The organism is Cycloclasticus sp. PY97N (assembly GCF_002443175.1).
GTDB classification, from domain to species: Bacteria; Pseudomonadota; Gammaproteobacteria; order Methylococcales; family Cycloclasticaceae; genus Cycloclasticus; species Cycloclasticus pugetii.
Genome location: NZ_CP023664.1, coordinates 2351332 through 2371942, shown reverse-complemented (window position 1 = coordinate 2371942; position 20611 = coordinate 2351332). Strand labels below are relative to the sequence as shown.

The window sequence follows — 20611 nt, the reverse complement described above, 5'->3', positions numbered from 1 at the left end:
AATGCAGACAGTGATTCAACATGAGTGATGATAATTGTCCAAAATGTGAAGAAGGGCTTCCAGCATGGATGGGGACCTTTGCCGACTTAATGTCATTATTGATGTGCTTTTTCGTATTGTTATTATCAATGGCAACCATGGATGCAAACCGCTTTAAGAAAATGGCAGACTCTTTAAATGATGCGTTTGGGGTGCAAAGACAGGTGGTTGCTTATGAAATAGTTAAAGGGACCAGTGTGGTTGCACAGCACTTTAGCCCGGCGGCGGGTGACCCAACCATTTTAGATGAGGTGCGGCAGCAAACTACCGACTCGGAAAGAGAGTTTTTAGGCAAAGACTCAGAGTCTGACTCAGACACAACGAAAAAAGAGGATGCTAAAAAACAAGAAGAGGTTGAGGCAAAAGCGAAAATCGTGACGGAGTATGTTGAAGCCACTGAGCAAAAAATTAAGGATGCTGAAAAATTAGCCGAAGAAATTAGAGAGTTTATGGTCGAAGAAATTGACCAAAATATGGTGAGTGTGGAAACCGACCTTGACCGGGTAGTTATTAGAATTCATGAAAATGGTTCGTTCTCCTCAGGTAGTGCGGAATTTAACCCAGAGTTTTTACCCATAATGGATAAAATTACAGCGGTTGTTAATGGTAGTGTTGGTACAGTGACTGTTGCAGGCCATACGGATAATATTCCCATTAAGGCGGGCTTGTATCGGTCTAATTGGGAACTGTCTGCGGCACGTGCCGTAACTGTCGCGCAAACACTACTAACCGATGGAACGGTGGATGAAAAAAGACTGATCATTGAAGGTCATGCAGATACAGTGCCGCTATCTGATAACGAGACCCCTGAGGGTAGAGCGCTAAATAGGCGTGTCGAAATTATTTTAATTCAAGGTGAAATGCCCCAAGATTTAAGTAATCCCATACTAGACGTGGTGAAACAATAATGAGCCAAGATGCCGGACAAGAGCGTAGACGTTTTTTTAGAATAGACGATGAAGTGGCGATAAGTTATCGCGTTATTTCTAACGACGAAATGACTAAAGCCGATGGTCTTAAAAGGAATGAGGTTGAGCCAGCCTCTTTAGCCAATGAGTTGGAGAAAATGAATGAAGTGTCTCGGATACATTTTCGCCATGTAGAAAAAGAGTCGCCTGAAGTGGCGCGTTACTTTTCTTTTATAGAAGCTAAAATTAATTTATTAGCGCATCATATAATCATGGGTACCGATGAGCTGTTTGTAAAAACGATTCAACCGGTTAATATCAGTGCCTCGGGTGTTTCATTTGCGGTAAGTAATGCGCTGAATATAGGGGATATTGTTGAGATAAAGTTTATTTTAACGCCCTCTTTAGCCAGCATAAAAACTTTCTCAAAGGTCGTTTCTTGTGAGCAAGATAGCGATCAGTTCAAGGTTGCTGTTGAGTATAGCCAGCTGGGCGATGAAGATAGGGATTTGTTAATTCGTCATATCGTTAAAAAGCAGATGAATGATATACGTGAGCAAAGCGACTAACGTAGACTATATTTTTTAAATCTATCTTCAGTAAATTGCACGAAGCTGTAATCCTTTTTAATGGAACTACTTGAAATTCATAAAGCGATAATAAAACGCATGGCAGATGGTCAGTTTTTTTCTGGGCAGCAGCTAGCCGATGAGTTAAATGTTAGTCGTGCTTCCATTTGGAATTACCTCAAAACACTCGAAACAGCAGGCTTTGACTTCCATGCTGTAAAAGGAAAAGGCACGCGCTTAAAATTAGCAATAGAGTTGTTGGATAAACAACGTATTCTTACCTGCTTATCTAGTGAACACAGAGCCTTGTTGAAGCAGCTCGATGTATTAGATGTGTGCGCATCGACTAACCAAGCCATCGTTGAGAAACACCAATTAACGCCTTTACCCAATGGGTCAGTTTGTATGGCTGAAATGCAGACAATGGGCCGAGGACGATTAGGCAGAACATGGGTGTCTCCATATGGGCAAAACCTATACATTTCTTTTTTGTGGAACTTTAAGGGCGGGATATCGGCCTTATCGGGGCTGAGTTTGGCGTGCGGGGTTGCTGTTTGTCGTGCGCTCAAAAGCCTCGGTTTAAGTGGTCATGGCCTGAAATGGCCAAATGATATTCTATGGGAAGGTAAAAAATTGGGTGGAATTTTAGTAGAAATTCAAGGGGAAAGCCAAGGTGGTTATACTGCCATTATCGGCATCGGGCTCAATTATCAAATGAATGAATTGTCGTCTGGCGAAATTGGCCAGCCTTGGGTTGATGTGTGTCATGCGTATGGCGAGAAAATGGGGCGAAATAAATTGGCCGCCCATGTGCTGGCTGAGGTTTTAAGTATACTGCATGGCTACGAAGAGGCCGGTTTACTGCCACATGTTGAGCAATGGAATAACTACGATTGTTATCGAGATAAAACGGTTCGAATTTTATCTGGTGAGCAATACGAGGAAGGCGTTGCGAGTGGTATCTCAAAGACAGGAGAGCTCTTATTGTTAACCCCCGATGGCCGAACGAAAAAAATCATGTCAGGTGAGGTTAGCCTGAGGTTAAGCGAGTAATTAATGTCTGAACTTTATATAGACCGTGGTAATACAGCGCTCAAATGGCAGTTGGTTGAAAGAGGGCGTTTGTTAAATCAAGGCGTGTTTAGTAACGAAATTACGTTGAGGGAAGGTTTTTCAACGTTAAAAGAGAGTCGCCTCGCAAATATTTATGTGTCTAGTGTGGCAGCTGAAGCATTTTGTCGTGACTTGCAGGTTTGGGCTAAAGAACGTCTCTACCCTACGCCTACGTTTGTAGAAAGTACCCGTAAAGCTTGTGGGGTTGTTAATGCCTATCAAGATGCCGCGCAATTAGGTGTGGACCGTTGGTTAGCAATGATTGCGGCACACCATAAATATACCGGTATGCTATGTGTTGTAGATACAGGGACCGCACTGACCATGGACTTTCTATTAGAGAGCGGCCAACATTTGGGTGGTTTTATAGTTCCAGGCGCTGAATTAATGAGAAAAAGCCTGTTAAGCAACACACATAAAATCAACATAGGTGATACGCCGAATTCTAGTCAGCTTGGAACAAATACAAGTGAAGCGGTTACGTATGGTGTTGAACAGATGTTGGTGCTGTTCGTACGAGAAAAAGTTGTTGATGTAGGGGAAAAGCACCAGCAACCGATAACAACTATTTTAACGGGTGGCCATGCAACTGTTTTAGCGGAAGGCTTATGGCCGGACGTTCGATTGGAAAAAGACCTTGTGTTACAGGGTTTACAGCTAGTGACTAAATCATACCAGTGAAACGTTTATTATTATTGTTGGTTTTTTTAAATGTAGTTTACTTTTTCTGGGGAACCACCGTGGTGGAAACCAAACGGCTGGAGCAACAGCAAGCACCCTTGTATAAAGAAAGTGAGCTTGAAACGCTGGTGTTGGTTGGAGACGAAGAAGTGGCTGCGATGCTTGAAAAACAAGTTTTGTTGGAGAGCAAAGCGAAACAGCCTATCAGTGAATGTTATGTGGCCGGTGATTTTGCTGATGAGGGCGAAGCGAAGAAATTATCACAAACATTAAGTAATCACTTAAGTACTGTGTCGGTTATGCCCTCAAAAGTGCTCGAGGAGTTTTGGGTTGTCTATCCTTCTCGTAGTGATGGGGAGCGTCCATTGCATAATGTTGAGACATTAAAAGCTATCGGAGTCGATGATTTGTGGTTAGTGCCCAGCGGTCCAAATAAAGGCATTATTTCATTAGGCTTGTTTGCAACGGCAGACAGTGCTGAAAAGAGACTGAAGGCCTTGTCGGAAAAATCGATTGAAGCCGAACTTATTAGGCGCAAAAAGTATCGTTATGGCGTAAAGTTTATAACAAGTGATGGTCTATCACCGATACTGGACAATTTAGATGGCTTTAAAGTAGGCGAAAACATTAGTATTCGTAAAATTGCATGTTAATCATTGCCCGACGTTTTTATTTGGATTAGAATACCGCCCCTAACGCTGGTGTAGCTCAGTCGGTAGAGCAGCTGATTTGTAATCAGCCGGTCGGTGGTTCGAATCCTCTCACCAGCTCCATTTTAGGTATTAAAGCCCCTTATATTTAAGGGGCTTTTTTATTGCTCGACGATTCTACCGACTTTATGCCGCTGCCAAGACCGGGCGGGCAATACTATCAAGCGATTGCATTGGGGTATCAGCTGCCTTGTTTGAATAATCAGATGGTATTCGTAAATACTTAAGTTACTGATGAGCATGTTGAGAAATGCCGTCAGATAAGCCTAAGCTACCCACTCGGTAGAGTCGTTAAAAAAATACTTTCTTAGCGGTTCAAAGGCACCTAAGATCTGAACGATAGTAATTAGCAGGCCATCTTTTTCGACCTTAAAGGGCTGAATTAATTGAATTTTAAAGGCTAATATAGGGCTTCATTATTTAAAGAAAATAAGGATTAAACTAGAGCTCATTATTATCTGAAACCCAAAAATAACACTTGCTATAAGCAATGTTTTTTTGCCATTTTTAATAATTCCATCAAAGGCAATTTTTAACCCAATGCCTGACATGGCGACAATAAGGGCGTAGTGGCTCATTGTGCTGACTAGCTCAACTTGTTCTTGTTTCAGTAAGCCAAAGGTTTGGATAACTGAGAAACCAAAAAAACCAACGACAAAGAGAGGGATTCTATAGGCGACTTTGAGGTCTTCATTCGTTTTCAAGTTTACTCGAGAAAACATGAAGATCAGAATCAGGATTACTGGGGCAAGTAACAAAATTCTGACCATTTTAACGATGGTTGCCGCTTCCCCCGTTGCTTGACTTACTGAAAACCCGGCAGCTAAAACTTGCCCTACAGCTTGTAATGTGTTGCCGATCAATACACCTGCGTTAAGCTCAGATAAATTTAATAGGTAGTGGCTAATAAAGGGTAGGAGAAAAATGCCAAGGGTGCCTAAAAAATTCACAATGGCAATGGAGAGGCCAACTTGCTCTTCATTCGCACCGACTATATCCTTGGTCGCTGCAACTGCAGAACTGCCACAAATGCCATTCCCTAAACCAAGCAATAACGCACAGCGTTTATCAAACCCAAACCATTTTGCAAATATCAGCGATGAAAAAATAGTAACGCCCATCGTAAACACGATCATTAAAATGGTCGCATAGCCTAATTCACTTAGAATTGAAAAATTTAGCTGAACACCTAAAAGCGCAATAGCAATGGAGAGTAAATATTTCTCGCTATAGTTAATACCAGCTTTGAATTGATCATTAATACGTAAACTGTTGCCGACAATAAGGCCAAGTATAATGGCTAAGGTAACAGCACCTACCGGAACATAGGCGGCTAACAATATTGCTAAGAAACCCATTCCGCAGCAAAGAGCAACACCCGGTATAACATAAATAATTTTTTTCATGAGTCTTAATATCGTTGATTAGATTAAGTCATATTGACTAGGTGTTTTGTTGCAGTTAACCCATGCAAATAATCGTAACATGACGGTGCATTAAGCCTGTCTAATAGTTAAAACTTGGTCGAGGTAATCCGACAGGTCAGCGGTTTATTTATACAGCTAAACGTTTAAGGAAGTCTGTGCTTCGCTTGAGAACTATATCAGGCTGTTCAACATGTGGAACATGCCCGCAGTTTTCTATCATAACGGCTTCAAATTCACCAAAAGCCGTACTTCTAACAGCATGCGCTCGAAGTGTTGGCATTCCAGCTCAGCTTGGTTTCTCCGATGTAAGAAACCATTTAAGCACACAAAAATTATTGGATTTATTGGAAACTGATGTTTTTATGTGGCACGGATATAGTGTGCTTTACCTTGAGGGGAAGTGGGTTAAAGCAACGCCTGCTTTTAATATCGAAATGTGTACACGGTTTGGTGTTAAGCCATTGGGGTTCAATGGCGTAGATGATTCATTTATGCACGAATTTAATGAACAAGATAAAAAGCATATGGAATATCTTACCGATTATGGTTTTTTTGCTGACTTACCACATGAACGCATCATCACGTCATTAAAATCAAGCTACCCTAAGTTCTTTGCGCTTGTTGAAAATAATAAGTCTATAAAAGATAGCTTCTAGGGTGTCGGAAAATTAAATAGCGTATTTTTCGACTAAGGAAAGATTGCTACTACTTCGATGCGTCTTTCTTGCAAAAAGTATGGGGCTACTAAGCAGCCCCATACGGTGTATTAATAAGGACTTATATTGTTGTCGGTGTAAGGTATTTAGTCGTTGGTGGTGCGGTTAATAACGTACCTAGTTTTTCTAAATCTCCGCGCTCTGAGCGCCAAGCCATATAACTTTTGTGGTCTTCGCGCGAGTCCCATTTTTCTAACACCACAATATTTAAAGGGTCATCATCATTGCTTGTAACGACAATCTCTTGGCAACCTTTAAAAGCGCGTGTATCCGGTAATATAGCTTCGAATGTATTTAATAGTGTTTCACGGTTTTCTGTACTAACTTGTAAATTCAATATTACATTTATAGACATCATTATTTCCTCTTTTAGTTTTCATTATTTTTTGGTTTTAATAACCAAAAATTAAAATCGCCTAGTATCACCTATCATGGGAAAAGTGATTCTAGACTTGTAAAGTGGCCTAAATATCCAGTCGCTCAGGCGTGTTTATACCACTTTATAAATCAATTCAATATCGTATCCTTGGTGTGAGATATTGCTAACCATGCATTTCATTTTTATTGTCAGTCCAATTTTAAATTTTTCTTAATAAAGTCATTAAATAACTGTATTTTTAGCTGCTTATATTGCTTCTCTTGATACACTAAATAAACGCCTGCAGACCCTAAGTCATAATTAGGCAGCAACTCAACCAAGCGTCCTTCTCGTAAATCTTCAGCCACTATAAAGTGAGACAAGACAGATGCGCCCGCACCTTGTAACAGTAAAGCTTTAACAGCGCCTGCATTGTTAGTTTTTATAATGGCACTGACCGACACGGTTTCTTGTTGCTTTTTTTGGGTAAATGTCCATTTAGTCGGGTTAGGCAATAAGGAAAAAATGACGCAGGCATGTTTTTCAAGGTCTTTGGGTGTAACTATTGGCCCGTATTGCTTCAAATAGCTAGGACTTGCTGCTAATACCAAGCGTGAATCAGCCACTTTTGTTGCGACAAGGTCAGAGTTTTGTAACCAGCCCACGCGAACACACACGTCTATATTTTCTTCAACCATGTCGATCACTTGGTCTTGTAGCATTAGTTCAATGTTTAATTTGGGGTATAAACGCATAAACTCGACAATTAACGGCGTAATATATTGAATCCCTAAGCTATTAGTTGTGGCAATTTTTAATGAGCCAACGGGCTGGTTTTGCAGCACACTGATTTCATTTTGCATGTACTGCGTCTCTTCTACGATTTTCTTGCAGCTTTGAAAGTAGATTCGCCCAACCTCAGTTAGGTTTAGTTGACGAGTTGTTCGATTTAACAACCTTGCACCAACTTGTTTTTCCAAGAGGGTGACGTGTCGACTAACCGCCGATTTTGCCATTTTCAACACTTTAGCGGCCTCAGTAAAACTGCCCAAGTCAACGACATGGTAGAAAATCATCATTCGATTGAGGTTTTCCATAAGATAATTGTTCTTAAAAAGAGAATAGTCTAGTATATTATCGCCTGCATTATTTCATTATATGAAATTAATGGTGTGGTAACAATTCAATTAACCCAGCACTCCTAGGGGAATGTTATGACATACAAAGCTAAGATTTCAGTAGGGGTTCTTTTGCTCTCCTTTAGCCATTTTGCATCTGCAATCAATGGCTATTTCGCGATTGCTTACGGTGCCAAAATGACGGGCATGGCCGGAGCCGCGATTGCCTTTCCTGAAGACACTTTAACAGGTGCTGTTAACCCTGCCGGCATGTCTCAAGTAGAAGGTTTAGATATTGGCGCTCGTTTTCTCTATTTACCCCGTGACGCCGAATTTGATTGCCGGGGTATCGGGGCTTGTGATGAGCTAGTACGGGATGATAGTCAGCGCGATTATTGGATTGTTCCGAACTTTGGCTGGAATAAACGATTAAATGATAAAAGCACACTGGGTGTTACTGTTTACGGTAATGGTGGCATTAATACAGCGTATAGAAAACGCTTGTTTACAGAAACAGCCGAACGTGTTTTAGGGGCTCCAAGCATAACGACAGACGGGCATCTAGGGGTGGATTTTGCGCAACTTATTATCGCCACCACCTACACGTATGAAATGTCTCCAAATAACTATATTGGGGTATCTCCTTTATTTGGTATTCAGAAATTTAGTGCGCAAGGTTTAGACTTCTTTCAAGGCGTATCGTCAGACGCAGGCAGTCTAACGAACAGAGGGGACGAGGTGTCCTACGGACTGGGTATTAAATTAGGGTGGTTTTATAAATCTAACGATACTTACCAGTTTGGCGCCTACTATGCACCAAAAATGTAAATGACTAAGATGAAAAAATATTCTGGTCTGCTTGCTAACAATGGTGAGTTTGATATTCCTTCAAATTACGGTGTGGGCTTGGCCATTAATTTTTCAAAACAACTGTCTATTGCTTTTGATGTGACACGCATTAACTACAAAGACATTGAGGCGTTGTCAAACCCTGTGCCCACGGCTTCGGAGCTGAACCCTATGATCGGTTTCTCCGCAGATAGGCTACTCGGTGCAAAAAACAGCGTTGGGTTTGGTTGGAAAAGTATTACGGCGTATTCATTAGGTGTTCGTTACATTTTTGATGACAAAATAACGCTTCGGGCTGGTGCAAACGTGGGTGAAGAACAGATTCCTAGACGATCTGGGTTACTAAACCCCATTACCCCCGCCATGCCAGCTAAACATTTAACGGCTGGGTTTAGCTATAAAAACAGTGAGCATTCAGAATGCTCATTGGCTGTTATGCACGCCTTTCGTAATGAATTAACCGCTGAGAACACAGCATTTTTAGGGACGGATGTTAAGTTTGGCATTGCTGAGACGACCTTAGATATTAGCTACAGTTACAGCTACTAAAAGTCGTGTAACATACTACCTCGGTTTGGATAAACCGATCACTCATAATAAGAAAAACTATAAACGATTATGTTAAAAAAATTATCAATCCTTTTGCTGGCGTTCGTTAGCCTTCCTGCTTTAGCTGATTCTTCTCATGCCTATGCAAATGCGGTTCTTGAAGCCCTTCAAAAAAAAGGCTTACTAAGCGAACATGATGTGGCGGACATTAAGCAACATGCTCAACAAGCCGAATTGCAAGCGAGTAAACCCTCCGTGGCTAAAAAAACCAGTGTTAAGTCGGCTGTTAATAATTTAGTCGTAGCGACTAAAAAAAATGTTAACAAGGCGAGTCCTAATATTAAATTTTGGGGGTTAGCGCAGCCACGCTATACCTTTGTCCCCTCTAAAAATGGCCGTCAAGGAACAAATAGTTTTACATTAAGACGAGCGCGTCTAGGTTTTACGGGTTTTGCAAGTGACAATGTGGCTTTTCGCTTCCAGTATGATGCATCTAACGAAGTGGTAGGCTTATCAAACGCGCAAAAACTACTGGATGCTTGGGTGAGTTTGAAGCACTTTGATGACAGTCTTGGTAGTATCACAGTGGGGCAGCAATTTGCACTCGGTTATACAAGGCGACCACATAAATCGGCTAGCGTTGAACGCAAATTTACCGAGGTGTTATCACCCGGGGCTGTCGGTCGAGCGCGTGGGTTAACAATTAGAAAAGGCAATATGGGGCTGCCTGAAACTAACTCAAAGGGGTATTTTGGTAACCGTGTACATTATGCGCTTGGCTTATTTAATAGCCCTGACTTATCGCTAAATAATGATAATAACGATTTGTTGTTTTCAGCCGCCTTTGCGCTCCGCCCAAATGGTATTTCCCCCAGTGATGATGAATATCAATTTAAAGACAGGCCGTTAGCGTACAGCGTTGGTGCTGCCTACAGTACATCATTAGATTCTGTCACGTTGGATACAAAATTTCAGCCTAACGGGGTTGAGTTAGATAATGAGTGGCTTAGCGTATTTGCAGATGTTCAAGCGCACCATTGGTGGCTATGGGCGTCATGGGCAGAATTTAAATCTGATGCCACAGGTGGTTTAGCAGTTAATACACAAGGTGATAATACAAATGCGCTGAGTTCTAGTGCTTTAACTTTAGGCCTTAGCCGTGCCTATTTGCTGAACTCTGAAGACATGGGCTGGGCATGGGCATTACAGTATCAGCATGTCGATAATGAGCACCCCTCTAGAACAGCTTTCTTTAGACCGTTAACAGGGAAATCGACTGATGAACTAGCTCGCGGTATGAACCAAGGTAGTGTTTACCAAGCTATATTCACTTGGCAGTTTGATGAAAACTTAAGGCTTATTAATGAGCTGGCGTACTATGACCCCACAGACGGTAAATTTAATTATCCATCGTTTATTAGTCAATTACAGCTTTCCTTCTAATTCAATAAAACGTGTAGCCTATGAAACAAGAACACTTTATTCAAGCAGCTAACCGACGCCTTCGTGTGCAACAAATAGGTCATATACAGGCTAACGCACCTACATTAGTTTTTTTGCATGGCGGTATAGACTCTATTGAAATGTGGCGTGATTTCCCCGAACAAGTGCATCAAGCTACTGGTTTATGCGTTATTGTTTATGAACGCTGGGGGCACGGGCAGTCTGAGCCGCTAACTGAGTTTCGAGAGTATGACACGCGTGCAGAGGAGGCGGGTGAGCCGTTGCTTGATCTTTTTAAGCATTTTGGCTTAACTAACGTCATTCTAGTGGGGCATAGCTATGGCGGTGTTATATCTCTTGTTGCGGCAAGCCTGCACACAGAGGTTGTATGTGCTGTCGTATCGATTGTTCCGCAAATGCTTATTCATGATCAATGTTTAGCCGGTGCACAAGAAGCTAAGGAAGCGTTTGAAAATGGCGACCTTCGAAAAAAGCTCTTTAAATTCCATGGCGAAGGGCTCGATATTTTGTTCTATGATTGGATAAATAGAGTGAATAGTGAGGCTTACCAAGCTGAGGATTGCACGCAGTATTTGCAACAAATAAGCTGTCCAGTCTTACAGATTTTTGGCAAAGAGGATGGTTTTGGGTATTTGCCAAACCTTGATCTGTCAAAAAAACATATACCCAGCCAGCTATCAGTCAAGGTTGTGCCCGATGCAGGGCATTATGTTCACTTAGATGCTAAAGAAACCGTCGTTAATGAGGTAAAAGAGTTTTGCCTAACGCTGTAATGCCAAAGTGAGTGTGGTACGCCTTAGCGCTTTATATTAAAAAGCTAGGTACGTTTTTTATCTACTAAGAGTAACAAGGTTTATCCCTAGTTCTGCGGGGCAATTATCAGCGTCTGTCTATTGCCCAACTGTACTTGAGTTGCGAAAACGCTCATCGCTACTAGCAAAAGGCAGATCGGTTTGTTGTGTTGTCTAACCTGTCGAGTGGGGAATAGTCCTGCTTTATCCGATCGGTTTTCTTCTAGCGTATAGCATTGAACAGCACTAGCCTAATGCAGGTTTCAAGCTGGCGGTTGATCGCCTGCATTATGACTAGCGGTTCAATATTTCTGCTTTAGCGAGCTAAAAAATCTAATGTTAATGAGTTGAATTTTTCTGCATGTTCCCACTGCGCCCAATGGCCGCACTTGCTAAGGATGTGCAAGTCTGCATTAGGAATACCCCATAAAAATTTAAGTCCATGATCAAGAGGGCAGAATCGGTCATCACGACCCCAAATGATAAATGTTTCAGCTGCTATTTTGCCGAGGTTGGGTGTGAAGTCGCTGACAATAATATTAGAACTGGCAAAGCTTTTCATAAAGTTTTCAAGGTGTTCAGGCTTTCTCATCATATTCTCAAAGCGGCCTTCAATTAGTTCGTCGCTCATTAATGAAGGATCGTAAACAAAAACTTCAATCATTCGCTTTAACGCTTCAAGGGATGGGTTTTGGTATAAAGCGACCAATAATTTAATACCCTCTAATGGCATTGGTGAGAACATGCTTTGGCCACCACCACCAGCACCCATCAATACCATTTTGTCTAGGCGCTCTGGAAACTCAAGAGAAAAGCTAAGTGCGCTGGCACCGCCCATTGAGTTGCCAATTAAGTGTGCTTTTTCAATACCTAACTCATCCATCAGGCCTTTAATAGCACGTGCGTTTAGTACATCGCGTGCTAGGTCTGTAATAACAGCGTCAGATTTATTAAAACCAGGGCAATCTAATAAAATAGTGCGATACTTTTCTGCAAAAGCATCAATATTTCGAGAAAAGTTACTCCAGCCTGCTGCACCAGGTCCACCACCGTGAAGCATGATGACGGTTTCGTCTCCATTGCCTGCTTCGTTATAGTGTAGGTTCATGTCGAGATTTTTAATGTGGATGTTTTTGCTGGTGTTTTGTTCTGTAAGAGTCGTCATGTATTTGCCTATAGTTTTTATTATGTTTGATTAAAGAAGGTCTTAACGTGTAAAGAGTTAACTCAATGCAATTCTTGTTGTTACATTCAATTAGATTTTACTGATGTAAGTAAGTGGTGACTAGAAAAAGTTGATAGGTTTGGCTGCCTATTTAGTTTTATGGTAATAAAAAAGCGGCCCGAAGAGTATCTAAGTGCATTAAGTGGGGCTTGAAAACAAGGTATTTAGGTAAAAGTTTGTGCTATCTGCTTAATCCAATTGCAAAAAACCACTAAATTAGCGAAAATACACGGTTCATTTGGCGTGCTGCCTCTCATTTTCTTCTCGTTGTCGAATAGATGCTTGAAGAACTAGCCTTGGAAAGAATTATGAAAAAAACGATGTATGAAAAAATTTGGGAAAGCCACTTTGTTCACCAAGAACCAGGTCAGGCTCCTTTGTTATATGTAGACAGGCACTTAATGCACGAGGTTACTAGCCCTCAAGCATTTGAAGGCCTTCGCATGGCAAATAGGCCAGTGCGTAACCCACATAGCATTTTGGCGACAATGGATCATTGTGTGCCGACTAAAGATCGTGATCTTCCTATTGCTGACCCAATTGCTAAAAAGCAAATTGAAACGATGGCAGAGAACTGCGAAGAGAATGGCCTAAATTTATACGATATGGAAAGCCCAGATAATGGTGTGATTCATGTTGTTGTGCCAGAGCATGGTTTTGTTCATCCTGGAATGGTCGTAGTGTGTGGTGATAGTCATACAGCTACACACGGTGCGTTTGGCGCATTAGCGTTTGGTATTGGCACATCAGAAGTAGAACATGTGATGGCAACGCAAACCTTGCCACAGCAAAAATCTAAAACCATGTTGGTTAAAGTGGACGGTAAGTTGTCTAAACACTGTACTGCAAAAGATATTGCCTTAGCGATTATTGGCGTAACAGGCACAGCCGGTGGTACCGGTTACGTCATAGAATATGCCGGTGAAGCGATTGAAGCGCTAACGATGGAAGGCCGTATGACTGTTTGTAATATGGCTATTGAAGCAGGCGCCCGTGCAGGCATGGTGGCGCCGGATCAAAAAACATTTGATTTCTTAGAAGGTAAAGAGTTTGCACCTAAGGGTGAGCAGTGGGAGCAAGCATTAACGTATTGGAAATCACTGGTGACTGATGAAGGTGCAGAATATGACAAAGTTATCACCCTTAATGCATCAGATATCTCTCCTCAAGTCACTTGGGGTACATCGCCTGAACAAGTTATTGGCGTAAACGGTGCAGTACCGACGCCTGAAAGCTTTGATGATAAGGGCAAGCGTTTAGCCTGCGAAAGTGCACTTAAATATATGGGATTGGCAGCAGAAACCAAAATGACCGATATCAACATTGATTATGTGTTTATTGGTTCATGTACTAATGGCCGTATCGAAGATTTTCGTGATGCCGCTGAAATGGCAAAAGGCACAACCGTGGCAGAGGGCGTAACAGCGATAGCGGTGCCAGGGTCTTTCCACGTGAAAGTACAAGCTGAAAAAGAAGGCATTGATAAAATATTTAAAGAGGCTGGTTGGGAATGGCGCGAACCAGGCTGTTCAATGTGTTTGGCGATGAATGGCGATGAGCTTAAAGACGGCCAACGTTGTGCGTCAACATCAAATCGTAACTTTGAAGGGCGCCAAGGCAAAGGTGGACGTACTCACCTTGTGTCACCCGCAATGGCAGCGGCCGCAGCGGCCGCCGGTCACTTTGTCGATATCAGTAAATTAGGTTAAGGCTATGGAAAAATATACAAAACACGAAAGCGTTGCGGCATTAATGAACCGTAATAATGTTGATACCGATCAAATTATTCCAAAGCAGTTTCTAAAAAAAGTAGAGCGTAGCGGATTTGGCGTACATCTATTTCATGATTGGCGTTATTTGAATGATGGTGTAACACCTAACCCAGAATTTGAGCTCAATAAGCCTGAGTTTGAAGGGGCAAAGATACTAGTAACAGGCGATAACTTTGGTTGTGGTTCGTCACGTGAACATGCGCCATGGGCGATTGCAGATTATGGTTTTAATACCATTATCTCAACAAGCTATGCTGATATTTTTTACAATAACTGTTTCAAAAACGGCATCTTAGCGATTGTTGTACAGCCTGATCAATTAGATGCGTTAATGGCAGAAATTAGCGCAAACGAAGGGATTAGCTTTACTGTAGATTTAGAAAATCAAACCGTTACAACACCGGGTGGCAATGGGTTCTCGTTTGAGATTGATCCGTTTCGTAAAGAAAACATGTTAAGTGGCTTGGATGATATTGGGCTAACACTTAAGCATGTAGATAAAATCAGCGCCTTTGAAGAACAGCATAAGCAGCGTCTTCCTTGGCTTTGGGCGTAAAAGCTAATAAGCGGTTAAGTTAAGCGGAAAAATGAGCTCTCGGTATATTCAAATTATGGACACCACCTTGCGTGATGGTGAGCAAACGCAGGGGGTGTCCTTTTCGCCTGCTGAAAAAGTAAGCATTGCGAAGGCGTTATTAGAGTCGCTGCGGGTAGACCGCATCGAAGTTGCGTCTGCTGGTGTGTCCGAGGGCGAGCAAGAAGCAGTTCGTAATATTAATGAGTGGGCGCAAGCTGAAGGCTTTGATGGAAAAGTAGAAGTCTTGGGTTTTGCCGACCATAAGCGTAGTGTCGATTGGATTGTTAATGCCAATGGTAAGGTGATCAACCTTCTTACGAAGGGTAGCGAAAAGCATTGCCGAGAGCAGTTAGGTAAAACCTTAGACGAGCACGTTGAACAAGTGCTTAATACGGTTAATTATGCCTTGCAGCAAGGCTTAAAAGTTAATGTGTACCTAGAAGACTGGTCAAACGGCTATGCAGACAGTCCGGAGTATGTGTTTGCATTTATGGAGGCCATAAAAGATGCAGGTATTGATCATTTTATGTTGCCTGACACGCTAGGTGTTATGTCACCTGATGAGGTGCGAACAGCGTTAACAGATATGTGTACACGATTTCCTGACGTACAATTCGATTTCCACCCGCACAATGATTACGGCCTAGGCACAGCTAATATTATGGCCGCCGTAGAAGCAGGTGTAAGCGCCATACATTGCACAGTAAATTGCTTGGGTGAACGTGCAGGCAATGCATCTGTGTCAGAAGTTTCCGTTGTTTTGCGCGATAAAATGGGCATGGAGTTGTCCATTGATGAAAGTAACATCGTGCGTTTAAGCAATATGGTTGAAAACTTTTCAGGCAAGTGGGTAGCGGCTAATGCGCCTATTATTGGTGATGATGTGTTTACACAAACCGCCGGTATTCATGCTGATGGCGATAAGAAAGGCGGTTTGTATGAAAGCAAGCTAAGCCCTGAGCGCTTTTCTAGAATACGCAGCTATGCCTTAGGTAAAATGAGCGGTAAAGCATCACTCAGTAAGAACCTTGAGCGTTTGGGTATTGAGCTGTCGGAAGAAAACCAAAAGAAAGTGCTTGAACGTATTGTTCGTTTGGGGGATTCAAAACAGACGATCACCACTGAAGACCTTCCTTTTATTATTGCCGATGTATTAGAGAGTGAAAGCTACAAGCATATCCGTTTGCTCGACTGTTCTATTACCAGTCGTTTAGATCAATCGTCTATTGCCGATATCGCTGTGAATATAAAAGGTGCTGAATATCAATCAAGTGGCACAGGCAATGGTGGTTTTGATGCTTTTATTGATGCCATTAATAAGCTATTGGTTGAATACGATGCGGTATTGCCAGAGCTAGAAGATTACGAAGTAAGGATACCTAAGGGCGGGCATACTAACGCACTAACAGAGTGTGTTATTACGTGGGCGAATGAACGAAAAATGCGTAAAACAAGGGGTGTACATTCTAACCAAGTGTTTGCCTCGATTCTTGCGGCGCTTCGAATGATTAATATTCAGTTGCACGAAAAATCGTAAACGATTAATAATCGAGCAATAAAAAAGGCTTACATCTGTAAGCCTTTTTTATTGGGTGTTAAATAAGATTTAAACCGTTGGCATAGCCTTGAGTTTTTCAACCACTTTGTCACCGAATGCATCTGTGCTAATCATCTTAACGCCACTACCTGGCTTAGATAAGTCTGCCGTTGAGAAACCATCAGCAAAAACGCCTTGCATAGCAGCCCAAACATTTTTCGCTTCTTCTACCATGCCAAAACTATATTCAAGCATCATAGCAACAGAGCCAATCATAGAATACGGGTTGGCAATGTTTTTACCAGCAATATCCGGCGCAGAACCATGAGAAGGTTCGTAGTAAGCTTTCTCGTCTCCTAGGCAAGCAGAAGGCATTAGGCCTAATGAACCAAGAATACCACCACCTTGATCACTTAAAATGTCGCCAAACATGTTTTCCATTACCATCACATCAAACTGCGTTGGGTTTAAGCAAAGCAAAGTTGCGGCAGCATCAACTAAAATATTGATGACCTTAACATCTGGGTACTCTGTAGCAACTTCTTCCATCACCTCATTCCATAAAACGGATGATTTAAGAACATTACTTTTATGTATATTGTGAAGTACTTTTTTACGACCACTGGCTAATTTGAATGCGTGGTGCATAATTTGGCGAATTTGGTTTTCGTCGTACTCCAACGTTTCTTTAACATAACGTAAACCGTCATCATTAACGCCAACTTCCTTGTTACCAAAATATAAGCCGCCGACCAGTTCGCGAACCATGATGAGGTCAATGCCATCACCAATAATTTCAGGTTTTAGCGGAGAAAAGTGAGCCAAACTTTGTGGAAGAGAAACGGGGCGGTAATTGGCGTAAGTTTTGTAGCGACGACGCATAGGTAACAATGCACCACGTTCAGGCTGTTTGTCGATAGGAATTTTTTTTGATTCTTCGTGGCTTAAACCGATAGGGCCTTTAATAATGGCATCGGCTTGATCGCAAATGTCTTTGGTTTCTTGTGGGAAAGCATCACCTTTTTCAAAATATCCACAAGCACCAAATAAAGCGGGCATTAATTCAAATGTTACATCATTGCGTTCTTCAACGAGTTTTAAAACCTTAACGGCTTCTTGCATAATTTCTGGGCCAATACCGTCACCCGCCATAATGGCAATTTTGTAATTTTTCATGAGTTTACCTGTCGATTTAATAAATATAAGAGAGGGATTTTACGCGACTAGAGGCGTGTGTGCCATTATCACTTAGATTGTTTTTCAGTCTGTAGGCGCTTAACGTATAATAGCGGCCTGTATAGAACTTCAAAGAGATGACCTTATGGCTTTAAATTGTGGAATTGTTGGCTTACCAAATGTTGGTAAATCAACACTTTTTAATGCGTTGACGAAAGCAACCATTGCAGCAGAAAACTATCCATTTTGTACGATTGAGCCAAACACGGGTATCGTGCCTGTGCCTGATTTGCGCTTGGATAAACTGGCACAAATCGTCAAGCCAGAGCGGGTAATACCGACAACATTCGAGTTTGTGGATATTGCTGGCCTCGTTGCAGGTGCCTCTAAAGGGGAAGGTTTGGGGAATCAGTTTTTAGCCAATATTCGTGAATCAGATGCTATAGCACATGTAGTGCGTTGTTTTGAAGACGATGACGTGATTCATGTGGCAGGAAAAATTGATCCTTTAGCCGATATTGAAGTGATACAAACTGAATTAGCCTTAGCAGATATGGCATCGTTAGACAAAGCGTTGACCAAAGCAACCAAGGCATCGAAGTCTGGCAACAAAGATGAATTAAAACGTAAGGCCTTAATTGAGCAAGCGCTGGCGCATTTGGATTCAGATATTACTTTAAGAACATTAGGTTTAAGTGAAGACGAGTTAAAGTCATTTTCAGACCTGCAATTGCTGACATTAAAACCCATGCTATATATAGCCAACGTTCAAGAAGATGGGTTTGTGAATAATCCGCATTTGGATGCTGTGACAGCATTAGCGCAAAAACAAGGCGCCGAAATTGTTGCCGTTTGTGCAGCCATGGAAGCTGAAATTATTCAGTTAGATGAAGATGAGCGTGCAGAATTTTTAGAAGAGATGGGCCTAGAAGAGCCAGGACTAAACCGAGTAATCAGAGCGGGTTATCACTTGTTGGGCTTGCAAACATACTTCACTGCCGGAGTGAAAGAAGTAAGAGCATGGACCATTAAACAAGGTGCAACTGCGCCACAAGCTGCGGGTGTTATTCATACCGATTTTGAAAAAGGCTTTATCCGTGCAGAAATTACCGCCTACGAAGATTTTGTTCAATACAATGGCGAGCAGGGCGCAAAAGAGGCGGGTAAATTGGGTGTTCAAGGTAAAGATTACATTATGCAAGACGGAGATGTAACGCACTTTAGGTTTAATGTGTAAAACTTCGCAGGTATCTGCCTGTTTGGCTTGACAAAATAAGCCGAAACTACGAAAATTCACAGCCTTCAAAGTATGGTCATGTAGCTCAGCTGGTTAGAGCACGGCATTCATAATGCCGGGGTCGGTGGTTCAAGTCCACCCATGACCACCATTTCAAGCCCTCTCATTTCAAATTACGCGACTTTTACGCGACTTATGCCACACGTAAAATACGGTTTTGTTTACGATCTGGAACAATCTTCTCAACCGCTGCTATTAAGTTATCAATTTCAGCCTTTAAGTAATGTGCCGTAATACGATGTGATTTATAACCTAATAAATCCTCGCGGTCTTGCAAACTAATACCTGCCGCTCTATGTCTTCTACCAAACGTATGAGGTGAATCGTGTGCTCGGCATTGAAATAGGTTGGCTTTCTTTCTAGCAGTCTTCCAAGTCGTTCCTGTTAGGTAACATTTATAACGCCCCTACATTTTGGAAACTTAGAACAACCCCAAAATTTATTACCCATTTTTTGCCCTTTTTTTACTTCTCGTAAAATCATATCACCACCACATTTGGGGCAATGTTGAGCTTTTTCTTTTTCAGCTACAATTGATTGAACATGCTTCACATGTTCTCTGTTTGTTTTAAATGAAGGTGTTAGCCGACCTGCTTTTATTTTTTCAGTTACATCTTTCACTTCGCTATCGGATAAAACAGGTATCTTTTTTGATTTTATGAAGCGTATATAACCTTGGCCATAGGTTACACTTTCTGGCATATCTGTTTTAAATGTACTGTCGCCAACGAAAACAATAACTGAGAATAACTGGGTGTCAGTTAACCCTAATAAGGATTGCAGGGTTTTGCTGTGTTTGTAGTTTTGGTGTAGGGGGTTTTGAAATTTGTTTGAATGCTTATAGATTTTTTGAGTCCATGTTTTTTGATTAGGGCTGCCAAAAATCCAACCTTTCATGTTTTTAGTTTCAACAACGAAGACACCAAATTTTGACACGATTATATGGTCAATTTGCGTACTGCCATCTTCGGTTGGCAAAGTGACATTCTTAATAAGATGATATTCCTCTTTATTAAGAAAAATTTTGGCCCCAACATTGACTATAAACTCACCAGCAACGCCTTTAAACCAAGGTGTTTTTATTACCGATGTAAATATTGCGATGGGGATTAAGTACCAGAGCATACTGAGCGCTTGATTAATGATTGGTGTGAAGTCCATTTTCCTACCTTTGATTTGTTACATAATGCCGCCAGCAGTGGCCGGATGAAACGAAGTCCAACCCATGCGTATCTTTGCATAGGCGAGGCTGGCTGGCCTTGTTATGTGATTATTGCCCTTAAAGTTTGATTTCCCACCGAACTTAGTTGAAACCAAAATACCCTAAACGAGCTATCATGATGAATTTTTAATTACTTTCTACTAATTATTGTAGACTTAATCTGCGTGAGTGTTTGAGACCAAGTACACAGGCTGGCAGTAATGTGAATTATGGCTCTGCTAATCTAACACTTTGTATGTGGTGTTCCAGAAATCACAAATTTCTTGAACCTGATTAAGAGCTTGATTTTTAGAATCATGTTTTAGCGTTAAGTATAAATATGATCCTTTACCAACAACGATATCATAACCAGGCAAAGAGTATAGGCGTGAAAAAAAGATATTTTCATCTTCTTCACATTTAAAAAAAGGGCCTGAAATTTCAATCTTCATTCGCACTCTCTATTGCACAGAACGCTGCCATAAACGGCACGAACTTGTGAGCGTCCGGCGACCGCAGGGAGCGAATTTAATG

22 protein-coding genes and 2 tRNA genes are annotated in these 20611 nt (G+C 41.7%); 16 read left to right on the top strand and 8 right to left on the bottom strand.

Features of this window, described 5'->3' with window-relative positions:
- Window positions 1-20: 20 nt before the first annotated feature.
- From CPC19_RS11540 to CPC19_RS11515, 6 genes are all read left to right on the top strand, one after another.
- On the top strand, window positions 21-947 hold the full coding sequence (locus CPC19_RS11540) for a MotB family protein (protein WP_015005128.1): 927 nt from the start codon (window positions 21-23) through the stop codon (window positions 945-947).
- On the top strand, window positions 947-1516 hold the full coding sequence (locus CPC19_RS11535) for a PilZ domain-containing protein (protein ID WP_016390990.1): 570 nt from the start codon (window positions 947-949) through the stop codon (window positions 1514-1516). The genes CPC19_RS11540 and CPC19_RS11535 overlap by 1 nt, the downstream gene beginning before the upstream one ends.
- A gap of 60 nt (window positions 1517-1576) precedes the next feature.
- Window positions 1577-2569 carry a bifunctional biotin--[acetyl-CoA-carboxylase] ligase/biotin operon repressor BirA gene (birA, locus tag CPC19_RS11530; protein ID WP_016390989.1) on the top strand — a complete coding sequence of 331 codons (993 nt, stop codon included), beginning with the start codon at window positions 1577-1579 and terminating at the stop codon, window positions 2567-2569.
- Window positions 2570-2572: 3 nt separating this feature from the next.
- Entirely contained in the window at window positions 2573-3310 is a 738-nt protein-coding gene (locus CPC19_RS11525) for a type III pantothenate kinase (protein ID WP_016390988.1), read from the top strand.
- Window positions 3311-3369: 59 nt separating this feature from the next.
- Window positions 3370-3963: a hypothetical protein gene (locus tag CPC19_RS11520; RefSeq protein WP_240183340.1), complete on the top strand. Its 594-nt coding sequence runs from the start codon at window positions 3370-3372 to the stop codon at window positions 3961-3963.
- A 44-nt stretch (window positions 3964-4007) separates the two neighbouring features.
- Window positions 4008-4083 (top strand) — tRNA-Thr (locus CPC19_RS11515).
- Between the two features lie 353 nt (window positions 4084-4436).
- Here the strand turns inward: CPC19_RS11515 and CPC19_RS11510 are convergent.
- The gene (locus CPC19_RS11510; RefSeq protein ID WP_016390986.1) at window positions 4437-5426 is read right to left on the bottom strand and encodes a YeiH family protein; all 990 of its coding nucleotides are present in this window, start codon (window positions 5424-5426) and stop codon (window positions 4437-4439) included.
- Between the two features lie 185 nt (window positions 5427-5611).
- Between CPC19_RS11510 and CPC19_RS11975 the strand changes: the two genes are divergently transcribed.
- Complete coding sequence (locus CPC19_RS11975; protein ID WP_236610547.1) at window positions 5612-6103, top strand: transglutaminase family protein; 492 nt, start codon at window positions 5612-5614, stop codon at window positions 6101-6103.
- 121 nt (window positions 6104-6224) lie between these two features.
- Here the strand turns inward: CPC19_RS11975 and CPC19_RS11495 are convergent, their stop codons facing one another.
- The gene (locus CPC19_RS11495) at window positions 6225-6521 is read right to left on the bottom strand and encodes a putative quinol monooxygenase (RefSeq protein ID WP_232228526.1); all 297 of its coding nucleotides are present in this window, start codon (window positions 6519-6521) and stop codon (window positions 6225-6227) included.
- Window positions 6522-6730: 209 nt separating this feature from the next.
- Window positions 6731-7618 carry a LysR family transcriptional regulator gene (locus CPC19_RS11490; RefSeq protein WP_016390982.1) on the bottom strand — a complete coding sequence of 296 codons (888 nt, stop codon included), beginning with the start codon at window positions 7616-7618 and terminating at the stop codon, window positions 6731-6733.
- A 117-nt stretch (window positions 7619-7735) separates the two neighbouring features.
- Between CPC19_RS11490 and CPC19_RS11485 the strand changes: the two genes are divergently transcribed.
- From CPC19_RS11485 to CPC19_RS11470, 4 genes are all read left to right on the top strand, one after another.
- Window positions 7736-8467 (top strand): OmpP1/FadL family transporter, encoded by a 732-nt coding sequence (locus CPC19_RS11485; protein WP_020161741.1) that lies wholly within the window; start codon window positions 7736-7738, stop codon window positions 8465-8467.
- A complete protein-coding gene (locus tag CPC19_RS11480; RefSeq protein ID WP_035851103.1) occupies window positions 8468-9037 on the top strand; it encodes an OmpP1/FadL family transporter in 570 nt (189 codons plus the stop codon).
- Between the two features lie 69 nt (window positions 9038-9106).
- Window positions 9107-10480 carry a porin gene (locus tag CPC19_RS11475; RefSeq protein WP_016390981.1) on the top strand — a complete coding sequence of 458 codons (1374 nt, stop codon included), beginning with the start codon at window positions 9107-9109 and terminating at the stop codon, window positions 10478-10480.
- Window positions 10481-10500: 20 nt separating this feature from the next.
- Window positions 10501-11274 (top strand): alpha/beta fold hydrolase, encoded by a 774-nt coding sequence (locus tag CPC19_RS11470; protein ID WP_016390980.1) that lies wholly within the window; start codon window positions 10501-10503, stop codon window positions 11272-11274.
- Window positions 11275-11608: 334 nt separating this feature from the next.
- Here CPC19_RS11470 and CPC19_RS11465 read toward each other — a convergent pair whose 3' ends face one another.
- Window positions 11609-12457: an alpha/beta fold hydrolase gene (locus tag CPC19_RS11465; RefSeq protein ID WP_016390979.1), complete on the bottom strand. Its 849-nt coding sequence runs from the start codon at window positions 12455-12457 to the stop codon at window positions 11609-11611.
- Window positions 12458-12795: 338 nt separating this feature from the next.
- Here CPC19_RS11465 and leuC point away from each other — a divergent pair, with 338 nt between their 5' ends.
- Genes leuC through CPC19_RS11450 form a run of 3 tightly spaced genes read left to right on the top strand, consistent with a single transcriptional unit; the run spans window position 12796 to window position 16403 of the window.
- Window positions 12796-14226, top strand: coding sequence for a 3-isopropylmalate dehydratase large subunit (gene leuC, locus CPC19_RS11460; RefSeq protein ID WP_096910804.1), 1431 nt, complete (start codon window positions 12796-12798; stop codon window positions 14224-14226).
- 4 nt (window positions 14227-14230) lie between these two features.
- Entirely contained in the window at window positions 14231-14845 is a 615-nt protein-coding gene (gene leuD / locus CPC19_RS11455) for a 3-isopropylmalate dehydratase small subunit (RefSeq protein ID WP_016390977.1), read from the top strand.
- Window positions 14846-14876: 31 nt separating this feature from the next.
- Window positions 14877-16403: an alpha-isopropylmalate synthase regulatory domain-containing protein gene (locus tag CPC19_RS11450; RefSeq protein WP_016390976.1), complete on the top strand. Its 1527-nt coding sequence runs from the start codon at window positions 14877-14879 to the stop codon at window positions 16401-16403.
- A 69-nt stretch (window positions 16404-16472) separates the two neighbouring features.
- Here the strand turns inward: CPC19_RS11450 and leuB are convergent, their stop codons facing one another.
- Entirely contained in the window at window positions 16473-17579 is a 1107-nt protein-coding gene (leuB, locus tag CPC19_RS11445; RefSeq protein ID WP_016390975.1) for a 3-isopropylmalate dehydrogenase, read from the bottom strand.
- Window positions 17580-17724: 145 nt separating this feature from the next.
- Between leuB and ychF the strand changes: the two genes are divergently transcribed.
- A complete protein-coding gene (ychF, locus tag CPC19_RS11440; protein ID WP_016390974.1) occupies window positions 17725-18816 on the top strand; it encodes a redox-regulated ATPase YchF in 1092 nt (363 codons plus the stop codon).
- A gap of 74 nt (window positions 18817-18890) precedes the next feature.
- A tRNA-Met gene (locus CPC19_RS11435) sits at window positions 18891-18967 on the top strand.
- Between the two features lie 42 nt (window positions 18968-19009).
- Here the strand turns inward: CPC19_RS11435 and CPC19_RS11860 are convergent.
- The 3 genes from CPC19_RS11860 to CPC19_RS11425 all read right to left on the bottom strand — a co-directional run bounded on the left by CPC19_RS11860 (window position 19010) and on the right by CPC19_RS11425 (window position 20529).
- The gene (locus CPC19_RS11860) at window positions 19010-19153 is read right to left on the bottom strand and encodes a hypothetical protein (protein WP_016390973.1); all 144 of its coding nucleotides are present in this window, start codon (window positions 19151-19153) and stop codon (window positions 19010-19012) included.
- 107 nt (window positions 19154-19260) lie between these two features.
- Entirely contained in the window at window positions 19261-20037 is a 777-nt protein-coding gene (locus CPC19_RS11430; protein WP_016390972.1) for an NERD domain-containing protein, read from the bottom strand.
- Between the two features lie 279 nt (window positions 20038-20316).
- Window positions 20317-20529 (bottom strand): hypothetical protein, encoded by a 213-nt coding sequence (locus CPC19_RS11425; protein ID WP_016390971.1) that lies wholly within the window; start codon window positions 20527-20529, stop codon window positions 20317-20319.
- Window positions 20530-20611: the final 82 nt, after the last annotated feature.